Origin of the sequence: Sphingobium fuliginis (assembly GCF_004152845.1) — a bacterium.
GTDB classification, from domain to species: Bacteria; Pseudomonadota; Alphaproteobacteria; order Sphingomonadales; family Sphingomonadaceae; genus Sphingobium; species Sphingobium fuliginis.
The window spans coordinates 350,892-368,170 of sequence record NZ_SEON01000005.1 but is presented as its reverse complement, the minus strand read 5'-3'; the positions used below and the strand labels follow the sequence as shown (position 1 = coordinate 368,170).

Sequence of the window (17,279 nt, the reverse complement as noted above, 5' to 3'; positions counted from 1 at the left end):
CTGCCGGAAAGCCCGCCAAGATCGCCATCACCGCCGTCATGCGAAAGCTCGTCGTCACCGCGAACGCCATGCTCAAAGCCGATCGATGCTGGACGCAATCTCCAGCTTGATCATCACGGATACTCTAGCCCTCAAACCCCGCCGGTTCCGCCCAATCCGGATGCACCCAGGCCATCGCCTTGAACAGCGTCCCCATGGCATCCCCGGCGGTCAGGCGCAGGCGGGCTGCCTCCACCTCCTCGGCGCGGGCCGGCGTCGTGCGGGCGAGCTGATCGGCGCGGGCGTCGATGCCCAGCCGGCGCAGGAAAGCGCCCTGACCGACCGGCCCCATCACCCGAAGCCCCGCCTGCCGCGCCATATTGCCGATCATGGTGAAGTCGACATGGGTGGTGAGGTCGCTTTCGCCCGGCTCCAGAAAGGGGTCGGCGAAGCGGTGCGCTCGCACCGCCTGCAACGTGTCCCCCAAGGCCGGCCCCTCATAGCCATAGTCGACGATGATCGCGGCGCCGCCCTGCCGGGCGATCCTGTGCGCGAGTTCCAGCGCGACCGCGGCCCCGGCCAGCGGCGTTTCCAATATCGCGCCTTCCGGCGCTTCGGCGGCGAGGGCGGGGATGCCCGACTCGACGCGGCGATAGCCAGCCATGGGCGCGAAACGATCGGGCTGGCCCGGATCGGGGCAGATCACCACCCGTTCGCGCCATTCCTTTCCGCTGCGCACGATCTGGCGCACGGGCAGCGCGTCGAAAAATTCGTTGGCGACGACCAGCAGCGGCCCCTGTTCGGGCAGGGTGGAGACAGTGTCGTGATGGAAGATGTTGGGGATGATCGTCCTTTGCCGCTCCCGCAGGCTCGGGCTGGTCTCCACGAAATGCACCCGTGGGACGAGCGACAGGCCGGCCATGGCCCGGAGGGCATCGGAAGCGAGCGTGCCGCGGCCGGGGCCGAGTTCGACATAGCCGATCTCCGGCCGGCTGCCCGACCGCATCCAGACGTCCGCCAGGCATAGTCCGACCAGTTCCCCGAACATCTGGCTGATCTCCGGCGCGGTGGTGAAGTCGCCGGCGGCGCCCAGCGGGTCGCGAGTGCCGTAATAATGCTGGTTCGCCTCCGCCATATAATGGGCGATGGAGATCGGCCCGCCCGACGCGATCTGGCGCGCCAGGCGTTCCGACAGGCTGGGTTCAGCTGACACTCGCGCTGCCCGCGACCGGTTCCACGCGCACGCGGCGGCTCCTGGCGGTGAAGATCAGGTACAGGCCGCCCAGGATCATCGGCACGCACAGCCACTGGCCCATGTGCAGGCCGGTGCGCGCGGCGAATTCCATGAGCTGCGCGTCGGCCTCGCGGAAATATTCGACGCCGAAGCGGAAGATGCCGTAGCCAAGCAGGAAGATGCCCACCAGCATGCCGGGCTTGTAGCGGGCGCGGGTCTTCCAGAAGGCGAAGGCGAGGATCAGGAACAGCACTATGCCTTCCAGGAAAGCCTCGTAAAGCTGGCTCGGATGGCGGGGGAAGGCGCCGCCGGTCGGGAAGACGATCGCCCAGGGCACATCGGTTTCCTTGCCCCACAGCTCCCCGTTCACGAAATTGGCGAGGCGGCCGAAGAACAGGCCGAAGGGCACGCAGCAGGCCACGAAATCATGGATGCGCAGCCAGGAGAGCTTCTCCTTGCGCGCCATGTAGAGGATGCCGAGCGACACGCCGATGGCCCCGCCATGGAAGGACATGCCGCCGTTCCACAGCTTGAAGATGTCCAGCGGATGGCGGAGGATTTCGGGCTGGTAGAAGAAGACATAGGCCAGCCGCCCGCCGATGATGATGCCCAGCGTCGCATAGAAGATCATGTCGTCGGCATGCCGGCGCGCCATGGGCGAACCGGGCTGGGCGATCAGCTTCAGCAGATACCAGTAGCCGATCAATATGCCCGCCAGATAGGCGAGGCTGTACCATTTCAGCGTGAAGAAGCCGAGGTCGAGCGCGACAGGGCTGAGGCCGAGCTGGTCGAAGCGGATGGCCCCCGAAGCGGCGGCGGCAAGGTCAAGGATCAAGTTGGCGTTCCCCTTGGGAAATTCGGCCCCCGCCATAGAGCAAGGTGGGGGACGGAGGAAAGGGAGGAAGTTGACCGGGCCGGTTCATGGAGTCCGAACGACGTTCCCGGCCATGGTGGTGGCGAGTTGCGGCGGCCTTGGCGCCACTCGACCAGACAGGGGCTTGGCATGCGTCAGGACCGACCTTGCAATCCTGCCTTCCCCAACGACGGATCGGGCATCCCCGCCATCCGACCGTCCTCACCCCTTCAAAATCCGCCAGCGCGGGGAAACCTGATTCCACACGCCGCAAACCGAAATTCAGCCCCCGATCTTCGCCCGCGCAAAGGCGACGAGCGAGCCGAACGTCTCGAACGTATCGCCGTCTATATCCTCGTCCTCGATCAGGATGCCGAAGCGGTCCTCCATCTCGGTGAGCAGGCCCGCAACGGCCATGGAGTCCAGTTCCGGCAGCGCGCCGAACAGCGGCGTATCCGCATCGAAGGCGTCTACCCGGTCCTGCGACAGGGCCAGCACATCGCGCAGCAAGGCGCGCATCATCGTTTCAATATCCATTGCCCGGTCGACCGGTTGTGCATTGTCCGCCCGCATGATGGGCGCCTACCTAGTCGTTCCGCAGCTAACCTACAAGCGCCGAAATGGCCGCACGCGCGGCGGGCAGCCAGACCGAAGCGCGTCGGGGGTTGAAGAAATCCAGCCGGTAGAGCGTTTCCCGTTCCTCCATCCAGTCGGTCTTGTAGCCATTGTCGCCCGTTCCATAATCGATCGTCGCGACATGATCGCGATCGATGGCGTGCGCGAACATCGCATGGCTGAGCAGGCTGCCGGGGGAGGCGCCGTCGAACGCCTGGTCATGGGCCAGCTTGTGAATGAGGGCGGTGCCGTTCTCCACCGTCCATAGCTGGGTCGCCACCGGCTGCTCCTCCAGCCGCGCGAAGCCCAGCCGGAGCGTCCCGGCGGCGCTTTCCCGCTGGGCCAGCGCATGGAGAAAGCCGAGATCGGCCTCCGGCTTCTTCCAGCTTCGTTCCTGCACGGCGGCATAGTCGCGCCACAGCGCCTCGGTCAGCCGGTCTGCGATGCTGAGGGTGAAGCGGCTCGCGCGGTTCTTGCGCGCGATCAGCGTACGCAGGCGGCCGGGCCGTTGCGCCCAATATTGCTCGAAAGTCCGCCCATTCAGGTGCAGCATATGCCGCCCCCCCATCGGCCGCCGGACGCTGAACCAGCCTGCACGGCGAAAGGCGTCGAGCAGCATGTCCGACGCGGCAGCTACCGGATAGAGGTCGATCTGGGCGCTGTCCGTCAACAGAGACTGGGCGATGACTTCGATCAGGCGACGACGGACGGTCTCGTCCAAAGGGCCAAGGAAGACCGGCCCCCAATCGAAGCTGTACCAGTTGGCGAGCGCGCCCAGCCGTCCCGCTCCGGACGAAAGCAGGAAAAGCCATGCCTGACACTCCCCCTCCAACGCCTGGAAGATGCGGACGTCCGTCGTGGAAAAGCAATGCGCATGGAGCGATTCGAACCAGTCGATGCGGTCGAACAGCGACGGCGTGCCGGCGCGGTCGAGCGCTGAACCCAGCACCTGACGCGCTTGGGCGACGCTGCGATATTCCCTTGCGACCAGCAAACCATTATCTCCCCGTCGACAGCATCGCCTTTAGGAAAAAAGTCTGGAGATGGAGTTAAGCGATTACCCCGCGCCCATGGCGGACCCCATGATCGACGGCGCGCAGGTGCGGCCGATCGACCATCTGCTGCTGCGCGGCGACGCGGAACGGCCCGCGCTGGACGGGCGCTCGGGCACGCAAAGCTATGCGGAGCTGGAAGCGACATTGGGGCGGCTGGCGGCATGGCTTGCCCGATTCGGGCTGGACAAGGGCGCGCGAGTCGCAAGCTGGGTCGCAAAGGGCCCGGTCGCGGCCCTGATGCCGCTCGCCGCCCCCCGCGCCGGGCTGGTCCATGTGCCGGTCAATCCGCTGCTCAAACATGCCCAGGTCGCGCACATATTGGCGGACAGCGGCGCGTCGCTGCTGATCGGGACGGCCAGCCGTCTGGCGACCCTGACGCCGGGCGACGTGCCGGGGCGATGCGACCTGCACCGGGAGGATGATGCAGCCTGCGCGATGAGCGGCGGGGAGGCGCTGGCCCCGTCCCATGCCACGCCCGACGAACTGGCCGCAATCCTCTACACCAGCGGATCGACCGGGCGGCCCAAGGGCGTGATGCTGAGCCACGCCAATCTCTGGCTGGGCGCTGTATCGGTGGCGGAATATCTGAAGCTGACGGCGGAGGACCGGACGCTTTGCGTGCTTCCCTTCAGCTTCGATTATGGACAGAATCAGCTGTTTTCCACCTGGTTCGCCGGCGGATGCGCCTGTCCGCTCGATTATCTGACGCCGCGCGACGTGGTGAAGGCGGTGGATCGGTGGGACATCACCACCTTGGCGGGGGTGCCGCCGCTCTGGGTGCAGTTGACCGAACTGGACTGGCCCGCCGATGTGGCGGCGAAGCTCAGGCGGCTCACCAATAGCGGCGGCGCGCTGACGCGGCCCCTGGTGGCGAAGTTGCGGGCGCTGTTTCCGCGCGCGGACCTCTACCCCATGTATGGACTGACCGAGGCGTTCCGCTCGACCTATTTGCCGCCCGCGCTGGTGGAAAGCCGCCCCGACAGCATGGGATCGGCCATTCCCCATGCGGAGATACTGGTCGTTCGCCCGGACGGTTCGATTGCGGGCGACGATGAGCCGGGTGAACTGGTGCATTGCGGGCCGCTGGTGGCGCAGGGCTATTGGCGCGATCCGGCGCGCACGGCGGAACGGTTCAAACCGGCGCCCGTCGGCTCCCACTATGGCGGCATGGCGGTATGGTCGGGCGATACCGTGCGCCGGGATGCGCAGGGACTGCTTTATTTTGTCGGACGCGATGACGCCATGATCAAGTCCGCCGGCAACCGCATCAGCCCCACGGAGGTCGAGGAAGCGGCCGTCGCGGTGGAGGGCGTTGCCGAAGCGGTTGCGCTGGGCGTCCGGGACGATCGTCTGGGGCAGGCGGTGCTGTTGCTGTTGCGCGGCGCTTCGCCGGAGCTAAAGGCGCAGGTGGAGGCACGGCTTCGGCAGGAGCTTCCCAATTTCATGCAACCGCGCGAGATCGTCATGCTTTCCGAATTTCCCCGCAATCCCAATGGCAAGATCGACCGCGTGGCGCTGGCGAAGGAATTTGCGGCATGAAGCCGATGGGACCAATCCCGCCCTTCTTCGCGGGCGAGGAGGGCATGTTGCTGATCGGCGGCTGCGGCGCGGCCAGCCTGGTGGAGGAGGCCGGGGACACGCCGCTGTTCGTCTATGACATGGGCATTATCGAGGGGCAGGCGCGGGCCTTCCGCGACGCCATGCCCGCGACGCTGTCGCTCCATTATGCGGTGAAGGCCAATCCCCATGCGCCCCTGCTGGAGCGCATGGCGAAGCTGGTGGACGGCTTCGACGTGGCGTCGGGCGGGGAACTGGCCCGGGCGCTGGAGGCGGGGATGGACGCTGCCCATATCAGCTTCGCCGGGCCGGGAAAGCGCGACGATGAACTGATCGTCGCCATAGACAGCGGCGCGACGATCAACCTTGAGTCGGAGGGGGAGGCGCGACGGGCCATCGCCCTTGCGGAGCAGCGGGGCAGGACGCCGAAGCTGGCGGTGCGGGTGAACCCGGATTTCGACCTGAAGGGGTCCGGCATGCGCATGGGCGGCGGCGCCAAGCCCTTCGGCGTGGACGCGGAGCGCGCGGCGGCGCTGGCGCGCTGGGTGATCGATGCGGGGGCCCAATGGCGCGGCTGGCATATCTTCGCCGGCAGCCAGGCGCTGGGGGCGCTGGCGCTGATCGAGACGCAGGCGGCGACCATCGATCTCGCCACCCGCCTGTCCGACAGCATCGGCGCGGTGCCCCCGCTGGTCAATCTGGGCGGCGGCTTCGGCATTCCCTATTTTCCCGGCGACGAACGGCTGGACATCCGGCCCATCGGGGACGCGCTGGGCCGGCTGATCGACGGGCGGGCGGACATATTGCAGGACAGCGCCTTCGCCATGGAACTGGGCCGCTGGCTGGTGGGGGAGGCAGGCGTTTACCTCACCCGCATCGTCGATGTGAAGAAGAGCCAGGGCGAAACCTTCGTCGTCGTCGATGGCGGGCTGCATCACCAGCTCGCGGCGAGCGGCAATTTCGGCACGGTGGTGCGCCGCAACTATCCCATCGCCGTCGCCAATCGCTTCGGGGAAGCGCCCGCGGCGGAGGCCGTAACGGTCGTGGGTTGCCTCTGCACGCCCATCGACAGGCTTGGGGACAAGGTCGCGCTGCCGCCGGTGGAGGAGGGCGACCTGATCGCGATCTTCCTGGCGGGGGCCTATGGCGCCTCGGCCAGCCCGGCGGCTTTTCTCGGTCATCCGGCGCCTCGGGAACTGCTGATCGGCTGATTTTAATCAACTGATTTGCCAATAACTTAACTCCTAACGCTATTTTTACCCTTTCGGGGCAAGAAGGCCGTCGAAGCTGAGTGCTTGACGGTTGCCGGCGCCTCCCTTTGGCGGCTGTCGGCGCGGCCGCGAAAAGGGGTGAATCTATGCGTTTCCTGTCACTTTCCCGTGCGTTGATCGGCATGTCCCTGCCGGCTCTGGCTCTTTCGGGCTGCGCTTCGGGCGGGGGCGCGCCCAATCTGCCGCCGGCGTCCTTCGTTTCGACGCAGGAGGGGCCGGGCGAGGAATATGTGATCGGGCCGCTCGACGACCTCACCATCTTCGTCTGGCGCAATCCCGATCTCGGCGCGAAGGTGCAGGTGCGGCCCGACGGGCGCATCACCACGCCGCTCATTTCCGACATGCCGGCGGTCGGCAAGACGCCCCGGCAACTGGCCGACGACCTGAAGGTGGCGCTGGGCAAATATATCGAAAATCCGCTGGTGTCGGTGATCGTCAACAATTTCTCCGGCACCTTCAGCCAGCAGGTGCGGATCGTCGGCGCGACCGAAAAGCCCGCCTCCATCCCTTATCGCGCCAATATGACGCTGCTCGACGCGATGATCTCGGTCGGCGGCCTTTCCGAATATGCGGCGGGCAACAGGGCGAAGCTGGTCCGCTTCAACAAGGAAACCGGCAAGCAGCAGGAATATCAGGTCCGCCTCGGCGACCTGCTGAAGCGCGGCGACAGCAAGGCGAATGTCATGCTGGCGCCCGGCGACGTCATCATCATTCCCGAAAGCATGTTCTGACATGGCGGCTCTCGTCGACGAACTGCTGGTCATCCTGCATGGCCTCTGGCTCCGCCGCTGGCTGGCGCTGGGCGTGGCCTGGGGCGTGTGCCTGGCTGGCTGGCTGGGCGTGGCGCTCATCCCCAACAGCTATGAATCCAAGGCGCGGGTCTATGTGAACACCCAGTCACTGCTGGAGGACAAGGTGGGCATCACCCAGGTCCAGGCGCAACAGGACCTCGACAGGGTGCGCCAGACCCTGGCCAGCACGGCCAATCTGGAACGGGTGGTGAAGGAGACCGATCTCAACCGGACGGTCGACGGGCCGCGCGACCTGGCGGCGAAGATCACCGGATTGCGCGAGACCATCACCGTGATGGCGCAGCTTGACCCCAGCATGATCGACATCAGCGCCACATGGGCCGATTCCGGCCTGTCGGACGGTGCCAATGCGCGCATTTCGCAACAGATCGTGCAGAAGCTGGTCGACATCTTCCAGGAAACCAACCTGTCCTCCGACAAGGTGGAGACGCGGCAGAGCCTTGCCTTCCTCGACCAGCAACTGGCGGCGCGGGGCAAGCAGCTTGCCGCCGCCGAACAGCGCCGCGTCGAGTTCGAGCAGCGCTATGCGGGCATGCTGCCGGGCGCCGGATCGATCGGCCAGCGCATGGACGCCGCCCGGTCGGAGATCAACAGCATCGATTCGCAACTCGTGCAGGCGCAAAGCGCGCTGGCGGCGATGAACGGCCAGTTGGCGGGCACGCCGCAGACCTTGCCGGGCGTCGGCGCTTCGGGCGGGCCTTCGGCGCTGGCCCAGGCGCAGGCGGACCTTGCGTCGATGCGGGCGCGGGGCTTCACCAGCAGCCATCCCGACGTGATCGCGGCGCAGCGGCAGGTGGACCTGCTGCGCGGGCAGGGCGGCGGCAGCGCGGGCAGCACGCCCAATCCCGCCTATCTTTCGATCAGGTCGATGCAGGCGGAACGCGCCGCCACGGTGCAGGGGCTTTCCGCCCGCAAGGCGCAGTTGCAGGCGGACCTGAACGCCATGGCTTCGCGCCAGACGGATGAACCCGGCCTCGCCGCCGAGCAGGAACGGCTCGACCGCGACTATCAGGTGCTCAAGACCCAATATGACAAGATGCTGGCGGACCGCGAGGAAATCCGTCTGCGCGGCGATGTGAAGTCGGAAACCGGATCGGTCCAGTTCCGCGTCATCAATCCGCCCAGCCTGCCGACCGCTCCGGCCGCGCCAAACCGGCCGCTGCTGCTGCTGGGCGTGCTGATCCTGGGGCTGGGCGCGGGCATCGGCACGGCCTTTGCCGTGGCGCAGCTCAAGGGCGGCTTTCCCAATGCGGCGCGGCTGGAAAAGGCGCTGGGCGTCTCCGTGATCGGATCGATCAGCCAGACCGTCAGCGCGGCGCAGCAGGCGATGGAGAGGCAGCGGATGAAGTGGTTTGCAGGCGCCAGCGGCGGCCTCGCGGCGCTGTGCCTGCTGCTGATCGTCATCGAATTCGTCCAGCGCGGGCTGGCTTGAGGAGGGACCGGATATGAACAGGCACAAGTCCCTTTCCGGCGGATCGCTGATCGAGCGGGCGACCGAAATCTACGATTTCAGCGCGGCCCTGCGCGGGCGCGCGGCGCCCGCGGTCGAAGTTCCGGCGGGCGAACCCGTGGTGGAGGCCGCGCAACCCGCGCCCGCCGCCGTCGAAACGCCGGTCCCCGAAACGCCGGTCCCCGGCTATCGCGCGCCGGACTGGACCGGGCCGGTACAGCCGATCGACCGCATCGCGCTGGTCGAGGCGGGCTATCTGCTGCCCGACGGCCCCGTCACCGCGATGAGCGAGGAGTTCCGGCTGCTCAAGCGCGACCTGCTGGCCGAACTGGCGGGCAATGCGCGGGGCAACCGGGTGCTGGTCTGCTCCGCCCATAGCGGGGAGGGCAAGAGCTTCTGCGCGATCAACCTGGCGCTCAGCCTGGCGGCGGAGAAGGATCGCGAAATCCTGCTGGTCGACGCCGATTTCGGCAAGCCCGGCATCCCGCAGGCGCTGGGGCTGACCGAAGGGCCGGGCCTGATGGACGCGCTGGCCGATCCGGCGATTGCCATCGAGGATTGCGTGCTGCGCACCGACATTCCCTCTCTCTCCGTGCTCCCGGCCGGACAGCGGAGCAACAACGACACCGAATATCTGGCCTCCGCGCGGACAGAAATGCTGCTGGGCCGCCTGACCGAGGGACGGCCCGACCGCATCGTCCTGTTCGATTCGCCGCCCCTGCTGGCCGCTTCTCCTGCGGCTGTGCTGGCCGGCCACGCCGCCGTCGCGCTGCTGGTGGTGCGGGCGGACAGGACGACGGAAGGCGCGCTGCGCGATGCGGCCGGACTGCTCAAGGGCGCGTCCAAGGTGAAGCTGCTCCTGAACGGTGTGAACTTCGCCAGCGGCGGACGGCGTTTCGGCAGCTATTATGCGCAGGGCCATGATGGGGAGCATGCGGGCTGATGATCTCTCGCCTAGCCCTTCTTCTCGCGGGGATCGCCCTGGCCTCGCCCGCCCTTGCGCGGGACGAGCAGCGCAAGGTCGACGTCACGCCCTATCTCGGCATCGACCAGGTCGTGGTCGCGCCGATCCAGGGCGGCGGCGACGTTCTGACCTATACCAACGTCACCGCGGGCGTGACCGCCAGCGTGCAGACGCGGCGGCTGGAAGCCGCTGCGGACCTGCAATATGCACATAGCTTCGGCTGGGGCGATGACCTCAGCGATCAGGACATCATCAGCGGGATCGTCAGCGGCCAATATGGCCTCGCGCGCGGGCTGTCGCTGAATGCAGGCGGCTTGGCGACGCGGGTCCGCACGGACGGGTTCTCGGGCGCGTCGGTGCGCAATGACGGCTATAGCAGCCAGGTCTATGCAGGCTATGTCGGCCCGTCCTATGTCACGCGGCTGGGCGATCTGGACATCAGCGCCTCCTACCGGCTCGGCTATGCGCGGGTCGAGGATGACGTGAATGTCGATTTCCCCGGTGTGCCTCTGGGCAATGGCTTCGCGGAATCGACCACCCATGACCTGATGGGTTCCGTCGGCGTCGGGCCGGGGGTGTGGATGCCGCTGGGCCTCGTCGCCAGCGCAGGCTACAGCCGGGAGGATGCAAGCCAGCTCGACCAGCGGTTCGAGGACAAATGGGCGCGGCTCGACGCCACCCTGCCGGTATCCCCCACGCTCGCCCTGATCGGCGGCATCGGTTATGAGAAGATCGAGATCAGTCAGCGTTCGCCCTTGCTCGACGGCAATGGCGTGCCGGTAATCTCCTCCAGCGGCCGCTACGTCACCGACGACAGCTCGCCTCGCCAGCTCATCTATGATTTCGACGACATCATCTGGGATGTCGGCGTGCTTTGGCGGCCGAGCCACCGCACCTCGCTGACCGCGCGGGTGGGCGAACGCTATGGCGGCATGACCTATTCGGGCAGCTTCATCTGGCAGGGCCGGGACAAGTCGTTCGCCCTGGTCGTGTTCGACGGCATCGACAGCTTCGGGCGCGTCATCACTTCCGATGTGGCGGCGCTTTCGGGCAGCGACCTCAATATCGTGCGCAATCCCTTCACCGGCGACTTCACCGGCTGCGCCTTCTCCACCAGCGGGGGCGGGCAGTGCTTCAACGATGCGCTGGCCGGGGTCACGGGGGCGAATTTCCGCTATCGCGGCGTGGCGGCCCAGTTCGCGGCGGAGCGCGGGCCCTGGGGCATGGGTGTCGGCCTTGGCTATTCGCAACGCAAGTTCGTGACGCCTTCGGGTGAGACGGTGCTGGTGCGCGGCACGCGGGACCAGAACTGGTACGGCAACGCCTCGCTCACCTATCGCGTCGACAGCCAGTCGAGCATCGATACGGCCGTCTATGCCAATTATTTCGACGCCAGCGGCAACCGGCTGGACGTGCTGAACCTGGGCGCCTTCGCCAGCTATTACCGGCTCGTCACGCGCAATCTGCAGGCGTCCGCCTCGGTCGGCGTCGACAGTGCCAAGGCGGACAATCTGGACGCCGTCATCAACGCCATGGGCCAGCTTGGCCTTCGCTACACATTTTAAGCCAATGCCCCGTCGGGTGGAGAGATAGTCATGTACGACCAGTTCTACGGATTGCAGGGACGCCCGTTCCAGCTGACGCCGGACCCGCATTTCTATTTCGAGAGCGCGACCCATCGCAAGGCGCTGTCCTATCTGGGCTATGGCCTTGCGCAGGGAGAAGGCTTCATCGTCATCACCGGCGACATCGGCGCGGGCAAGACGACGCTGGTCGGGCACCTCATGAACACCATCGACCCGTCGCGCCTGACGGCCGTGAAGATCGTCTCGACCCAGGTGGAGGGCGACGACATGCTGCGCCTTGCCGCGCAGAGCTTCGGCCTGGGCGTCGACGGCATGCCCAAGGCGCAGATACTGAAGCAGATCGAGGGCTGGCTCCATGCGCAGGCGCGAGCGGGCAAGCGGTCGCTGCTGATCGTGGACGAGGCGCAGAACCTGCCTATTTCCGCGATCGAGGAATTGCGGATGCTGTCCAACTTCCAGTTGGGCGGGCAGTCGCTGTTGCAGATATTCCTGCTGGGCCAGCCGGAATTTCGCGACCTGCTGAAATCGCCGGAACTGGAGCAGCTTCGCCAGCGGGTGATCGCCACCCATCATCTGGAACCGATGATGCGGCGGGAGGTCGAACCCTATATACTGCACCGCCTGTCGCTGGCCGGATGGCAGGGCGATCCGCAATTCACGCCGGAGGCTTTCGCCGCCATCTATGCCGCGACCGGCGGCGTGCCGCGCCGGATCAACGTGCTGGTCAGCCGCGTGCTGCTGCTGGGCGCGCTCGACCAGCTTTCGGTGATCGATGCCGAAGTGGTCTATGCGGTGGTGAACGACATGGGCGCGGACGCGGACGTAACGCCGGAACCGATGGCGCGCAGCGTGCTGGACGATGCCGGGGAACTGGCGGACATGCCTGCTGCCGTGCCGTTCGCGGCCGACCCCGGGGTTTCCGACGAGGTTGCGTCCTTGCGCGCCGAGGTGGAGGCGCTGCGGGCCGCCAGCCCGGGGCCGGCCGCGGACCTGCTCGACGAGATCGCTTCCCTGCGGGCGGAGATCGACACGCTTCGGGCCGAGAACGACTTTGCCCGCAGCGCGCCGAGCGTCGATCCCGAAGCGCTGAAGGACTGCTTCGCCCTTGTCGAGGAACGGCTTTCCACGCTGGAGTTCCGCGTGACGGAGCAGGACACGGCGCTGCGCCGGGTGCTGACGCTGCTGGTCGAATGGGTCGAGCGCGAGGAAAGGCTGGGCGAAACGCAGCAAAGCGCCGCCGCCTGACGGACCCATGCTGAACGCCCTATCCGTCGATGTCGAGGACTGGTTCCAGGTCGGCGCTTTCGAGCGCACGATCCGGCGCGAGGATTGGGCGCGCCTGACCCATCGCGTCGAGCGCAACACCGATGCGGTGCTGGCGCTGTTCGAGGAGGCGGGGGTCAGCGCGACCTTCTTCACGCTTGGCTGGGTGGCGGAGCGCTATCCGGCGCTGATGCGGCGCATCGTCGCGGCGGGGCATGAGGTCGCCAGCCATGGCTATGACCATAAGCGGGTCTTCACCTTCGACGGGGCGCAGTTCCGCGCCGACCTGCGCCGGTCGCGGGCGATCCTGGAGGATGCGACCGGCCAGGCGGTGACGGGCTATCGCGCGCCCAGCTTTTCCATCGACCGGCGCAACCCCTGGGCGCATGAAGTGCTGGCGGAGGAAGGCTATGCCTATTCCAGCAGCGTCGCGCCGATCCGGCACGATCATTACGGATGGCCCGAAACGCCGCGCTTCGCCTGGCGGCCGGTCAAGGGATCGCCGCTGGTCGAACTGCCCGTGACCACCGCGAGGTTCGCAGGGCGGACGCTGGCGGCAGGCGGCGGCGGCTTCTTCCGGCTGCTGCCCTATGGTTTTTCGCGCTGGGCGATCCGGCAGGTGAACCAGCGGGATGGGCGGCCGGCGATCATCTATTTCCATCCGTGGGAGATCGACCCCGGCCAGCCGCGCGTCGAGGGCGCGCCGTTGCGCTCACGGGTTCGGCATTACAGCAATCTGTCGGTCATGGCGGCCAAGCTGCGTCGTCTGACGCGGGACTTTTCATGGACCCGCGTGGACGCGCTGGCGGCGCAGGAAGCGGAGCGGGCGGCATGATGGCGGGGGAAATGCTCGTCACCACGCTGGACCTCGACGATCCGGCGCAGCGGAGCGCGGCGGATAAATTCGTGATGGCGCATCCGGCGGGGACGCCCTTCCACCGGCCGGCCTGGTTGACGGGCGTGGAGCGAGGGACCGGCAATCGGGCGCACATGCTGGCCGCCGTGGCGCCTTCGGGGGAGATGACCGGGCTGTTGCCGCTGCATCATGTGAAAAGCGCCCTGTTCGGGCAGGCTCTGGTGTCGTCGGGCTTCGCCGTCGACGGCGGGATTCTCGCCAGCGATCCGGCGGCGGTGCCTGCTCTGGCCGCAGCCTGCGAGGGCATGGCGCGGGACGGCGGCATCGCCTCGGTCGAAATCCGTGGCGGTCCGGCGCCGGGCAGGGGCTGGGCGCTGCATGAGGGCAGCCATCTGGGCTTTGCGCGCCCTATTGCGGCGGATGATGAGGCGGAACTGCTCGCCGTGCCGCGCAAGCACCGGGCGGAGCTGCGCAAGGCGCTGGCCAATGACGCGCTGCGCGTCGAGATCGGGCGGGAGGCGCGGCATCGACAGGCGCATTACCGCGTCTATTCGGAAAGCGTACGCAATCTCGGCACGCCGGTCTTCCCGGCACGGCTGTTCCGCGAAGTGCTGGCGGCCTTTGGCGAGGATGCGGACATATTGGCGGTCTATGAGGGGAAACGGCCGGTTTCGGCGGTGCTGACCCTCTATCATCAGGGGCGGGTCATGCCCTTCTGGGGCGGCGGCATTGCGGATGCGCGGCGGCTGCGGTCGAACGAACTCATGTATTTCCGGCTGATGGGTCATGGCCGGGCGCGGGGCATGCGCGTCTTCGACTTCGGCCGTTCCAAGACGGGCAGCGGACAGGCGGCGTGGAAGAAGAGCTTCGGCTTCGACCCCGTGCCCCTTTCCTATCATAGCTGGTCGGCCACGGGCGAGCGGCGGGACATCGATCCCAACAGCCCGCACTATCAGCGGCGGATCGACCTCTGGAAGAAGCTGCCCCTGCCGGTTGCCAACCTCATCGGACCGCTCATCGCGCGGGGGCTGGGGTGAGGGGGGACATCCTCTTCCTCTGCCATCGCATCCCCTTTCCGCCGGATCGGGGCGACAAGATCCGGTCCTATCATCTGCTGGAGCGGATGGCGGAGGTCGCGCCCGTCCATGTCGGCTGCTTTGCCGACGACGCGCGGGACATGGGCTTTGCCCCCGACATGGCGAAGCTGACAGCCAGCCAGTGCGTGCTGATGCGCGACCGCTCGCGCATCATGGCGGGCCTCAAAGGGCTGGCGAAGGGGCAGCCCCTGCTGGTGTCGCTGTTCGATCATCCCGATCTGCATCGCTGGGTCGCGAAGACGCTGGCGGAACGGCCCATCGCGGCGGTCGTCACCTATTCGGCGCAGATGGCGCATTTCGTGCCCATGCTGCCGGACGGGGTGCGCTTCGTCATGGATTTCGTGGATTTCGATTCGGCCAAATATGCCGCTTATGGCGCGCAGGGCTCCGGCCCCATGGCCTGGATCAACCGGCGCGAAGGGCGCATGCTGCTGGACTTCGAGCGGAAGGTGGCTGAACGGGCCGACCTCTGCGCCTTTGTGAGCGAGGCGGAGGCCGCGCTGTTCCGGCGCGAAAGCGGGCTGGGCCCCGATAGAATCGTTGGCATCGACAATGGCGTCGCGCTGGACTTTTTCGATCCCTCGGGGGATTTCCCCGCCGTGGATCGGCCGGACGGGCGGCTGCTCGTCTTCACCGGCCAAATGGACTATCGCCCCAATGTCGAGGCGGTGGAGAGCTTTGCCCGCGAAACCCTGCCCGCGATCCGTGCCCGCTGTCCGCAGGCGCTTTTCGCCATTGTCGGCCGCAATCCCACGAAATCGGTGCAGGCGCTGGCGGCGTTGCCCGGCGTGATCGTGACCGGCGCCGTGCCCGATGTCCGCGGCTGGCTGGCGGCGGCGGACGTGGTGGTGGCGCCGCTGCGGATCGCGCGGGGTATCCAGAACAAGGTGCTGGAGGCGATGGCCATGGCGCGGCCCGTCGTCGCCTCCCCCCAGGCCGGCGAAGGGATCGACGCCCGCGATGGCGAGCACCTGTTGATCGCCGCCGACCCGGGGCAGGAGGCGGAGACGCTTCTTGCGCTGCTCGCCGATCCAACCCGCGCCGCGCGCCTTGGCCATGCGGCGCGATCCCGGATGGAGGAGCGCTACCGCTGGTCCGCGACGCTGGCGAAGCTGCCGGACATGCTGTTCGAATCGTCGGGCGCCGCCGACATGAGGGCCGCGTGATGGAAGGCGCGCTTCCCATGCGGCCGGAGGTGAAGCTGTCCGGCTGGCGCGGCCATCTGACGGCGTTCGCCATCATCGCCGGCACGATCCTGGCGCTGTTCCACCGCGACCTGCTGGGCATGATGGCGATCTGGTGGAACGCCTCGACCTATGGCCATTGTCTGTTCGTGCCGTTTCTTGTCGCCTGGCTGGTGCAGCAGCGTTTGCCCGGCCTGCGCCGGCTGGAACCATCCGCCTGGGCGCCGGGGCTTGTCTGGCTGGGGCTGGGCGCTTTCGCCTGGATGCTGGGCGGGGCGGCGGGCGTGGCCGTGCTGCGGCATGGCGCGCTGATCCTGATGTTGCAGGGTTCGGTCATCGCGCTGCTGGGACCGGCCGTGGCGCGGGCGCTGCTCTTTCCGCTGTTCTACGCCTTCTTCATGGTGCCCTTCGGGGAGGAGATCGTCGCGCCCCTGCAACTGGTGACGGCGCATATCAGCATGATCCTGCTCGGCCTGACCGGCATTCCCGCGCAGATGCAGGGCATCTTCATCACCACGCCCAATGGCTATTTCGAGGTGGCGGAGGCCTGTTCCGGCGCGAAGTTCGTGATCGCCATGACGGCCTATGGCCTGCTCGTCTGCAATGTCTGCTTCACCAGCTGGAAGCGGCGGGTGGCCTTCATGATCGGCGCGCTTTCGCTATCGATATTGGCGAACGGCGTGCGCGCCTTCGCCACCATCTTCGTCGCGGAAGTGACCACCATCGATGCGGCGGCGGGCTTCGATCATGTGGTCTATGGCTGGCTGTTCTTCGCCGTCATCATGATCGTGGTGATGGCGATGGCCTGGCCCTTTTTCGACCGGCAGCCCGGCGATCCCTGGTTCGATCCCGAACATCTGCGCCATGAAGGCCATGCTTCGCCGGGCGCCGTCGCGGGCGGCGCGCTGGCGATGATCGTGGCCGCGCCCCTGTGGCTGGCGGCGAGCGCGGCGGTGGGCCAGCCTCTGCCCGGCGCACCCGCCATGCCGGAGGTGAAGGGCTGGGTCCGAAGCGACGAACCGCCGCTCCCGCTCTGGCGGCCGCGCTTCGACGGCGCCGATTATCTGGCCATGGCGAGATACCGCAATGCGGAGGGACAGGTGGTCGACCTCGCCATTGCGACCTTCGACCGGCAGGATGAGGGGCGCGAACTGGTCGGCTTCGGTCAGGGCGCGGCGGGCACCGACAGCGGATGGACCTGGTCGCAGCTCGCCGCCGCGCCCAAAAATGCGCGCGGCGAGCAGATCACTGGCCCGGGCCGCCTCGTGCGCCATGTCGTCAGCTTCTATGCCGTCGGCAAGGGCCAGCCCACCGGCAGCGCCCATCTCGTCAAGCTGGAGACGATGAAGGCGCGCCTGCTGGGCACTGACCAGCGCGCCGCCGCCATCATGGTTTCGGCAGAGGAACGGGCAGGCCGCCCTTCGGACGCCGCCATCGCCGCCTTCCTCCATGATCTGGGCGATGTGAAGGATTTGGCTGACCGCAGCCTCCGAACCCGCTAAG

The 17,279-nt window shown here is 67.3% G+C and carries 15 protein-coding genes; 11 read left to right on the top strand and 4 right to left on the bottom strand.

Annotated elements, in window-relative coordinates; all coding sequences use genetic code 11:
- Positions 1-124 precede the first annotated feature (124 nt).
- The 4 genes from EWH10_RS14640 to EWH10_RS14625 all read right to left on the bottom strand — a co-directional run bounded on the left by EWH10_RS14640 (position 125) and on the right by EWH10_RS14625 (position 3,675).
- Positions 125-1,192: a class I SAM-dependent methyltransferase gene (locus EWH10_RS14640; RefSeq protein ID WP_044661855.1), complete on the bottom strand. Its 1,068-nt coding sequence runs from the start codon at positions 1,190-1,192 to the stop codon at positions 125-127.
- The gene (gene lgt, locus EWH10_RS14635) at positions 1,182-2,084 is read right to left on the bottom strand and encodes a prolipoprotein diacylglyceryl transferase (RefSeq protein WP_170825636.1); all 903 of its coding nucleotides are present in this window, start codon (positions 2,082-2,084) and stop codon (positions 1,182-1,184) included. Before lgt ends, EWH10_RS14640 begins: the two co-directional genes overlap by 11 nt.
- A gap of 264 nt (positions 2,085-2,348) precedes the next feature.
- A complete protein-coding gene (locus EWH10_RS14630) occupies positions 2,349-2,639 on the bottom strand; it encodes an acyl carrier protein (protein ID WP_025549642.1) in 291 nt (96 codons plus the stop codon).
- A 28-nt stretch (positions 2,640-2,667) separates the two neighbouring features.
- A complete protein-coding gene (locus EWH10_RS14625; RefSeq protein ID WP_044661856.1) occupies positions 2,668-3,675 on the bottom strand; it encodes a GNAT family N-acetyltransferase in 1,008 nt (335 codons plus the stop codon).
- Positions 3,676-3,724: 49 nt separating this feature from the next.
- Between EWH10_RS14625 and EWH10_RS14620 the strand changes: the two genes are divergently transcribed.
- The 11 genes from EWH10_RS14620 (at position 3,725) to xrtA (ending at position 17,278) form a co-directional block, all read left to right on the top strand.
- Positions 3,725-5,275 carry an acyl-CoA ligase (AMP-forming), exosortase A system-associated gene (locus EWH10_RS14620; RefSeq protein WP_229742605.1) on the top strand — a complete coding sequence of 517 codons (1,551 nt, stop codon included), beginning with the start codon at positions 3,725-3,727 and terminating at the stop codon, positions 5,273-5,275.
- Positions 5,272-6,504: a pyridoxal-dependent decarboxylase, exosortase A system-associated gene (locus EWH10_RS14615; protein ID WP_065847053.1), complete on the top strand. Its 1,233-nt coding sequence runs from the start codon at positions 5,272-5,274 to the stop codon at positions 6,502-6,504. The genes EWH10_RS14620 and EWH10_RS14615 overlap by 4 nt, the downstream gene beginning before the upstream one ends.
- 146 nt (positions 6,505-6,650) lie before the next feature.
- Complete coding sequence (locus EWH10_RS14610) at positions 6,651-7,295, top strand: XrtA/PEP-CTERM system exopolysaccharide export protein (protein WP_044661858.1); 645 nt, start codon at positions 6,651-6,653, stop codon at positions 7,293-7,295.
- Position 7,296: 1 nt separating this feature from the next.
- Positions 7,297-8,808: an XrtA system polysaccharide chain length determinant gene (locus EWH10_RS14605; protein ID WP_025549647.1), complete on the top strand. Its 1,512-nt coding sequence runs from the start codon at positions 7,297-7,299 to the stop codon at positions 8,806-8,808.
- A gap of 13 nt (positions 8,809-8,821) precedes the next feature.
- A complete protein-coding gene (locus EWH10_RS14600) occupies positions 8,822-9,769 on the top strand; it encodes a P-loop NTPase (RefSeq protein WP_044661860.1) in 948 nt (315 codons plus the stop codon).
- Positions 9,769-11,355: a hypothetical protein gene (locus EWH10_RS14595; RefSeq protein ID WP_044661861.1), complete on the top strand. Its 1,587-nt coding sequence runs from the start codon at positions 9,769-9,771 to the stop codon at positions 11,353-11,355. The genes EWH10_RS14600 and EWH10_RS14595 overlap by 1 nt, the downstream gene beginning before the upstream one ends.
- 30 nt (positions 11,356-11,385) lie before the next feature.
- Positions 11,386-12,621: an XrtA/PEP-CTERM system-associated ATPase gene (locus tag EWH10_RS14590; RefSeq protein ID WP_044661862.1), complete on the top strand. Its 1,236-nt coding sequence runs from the start codon at positions 11,386-11,388 to the stop codon at positions 12,619-12,621.
- Positions 12,622-12,628: 7 nt separating this feature from the next.
- Positions 12,629-13,474: an XrtA system polysaccharide deacetylase gene (locus EWH10_RS14585; protein WP_044661863.1), complete on the top strand. Its 846-nt coding sequence runs from the start codon at positions 12,629-12,631 to the stop codon at positions 13,472-13,474.
- A complete protein-coding gene (locus tag EWH10_RS14580) occupies positions 13,471-14,532 on the top strand; it encodes a FemAB family XrtA/PEP-CTERM system-associated protein (protein WP_044661864.1) in 1,062 nt (353 codons plus the stop codon). Before EWH10_RS14585 ends, EWH10_RS14580 begins: the two co-directional genes overlap by 4 nt.
- Entirely contained in the window at positions 14,529-15,758 is a 1,230-nt protein-coding gene (locus tag EWH10_RS14575) for a TIGR03087 family PEP-CTERM/XrtA system glycosyltransferase (protein ID WP_044661865.1), read from the top strand. Before EWH10_RS14580 ends, EWH10_RS14575 begins: the two co-directional genes overlap by 4 nt.
- Positions 15,758-17,278, top strand: coding sequence for an exosortase A (xrtA, locus tag EWH10_RS14570; protein WP_044661866.1), 1,521 nt, complete (start codon positions 15,758-15,760; stop codon positions 17,276-17,278). Before EWH10_RS14575 ends, xrtA begins: the two co-directional genes overlap by 1 nt.
- Position 17,279 lies beyond the last annotated feature (1 nt).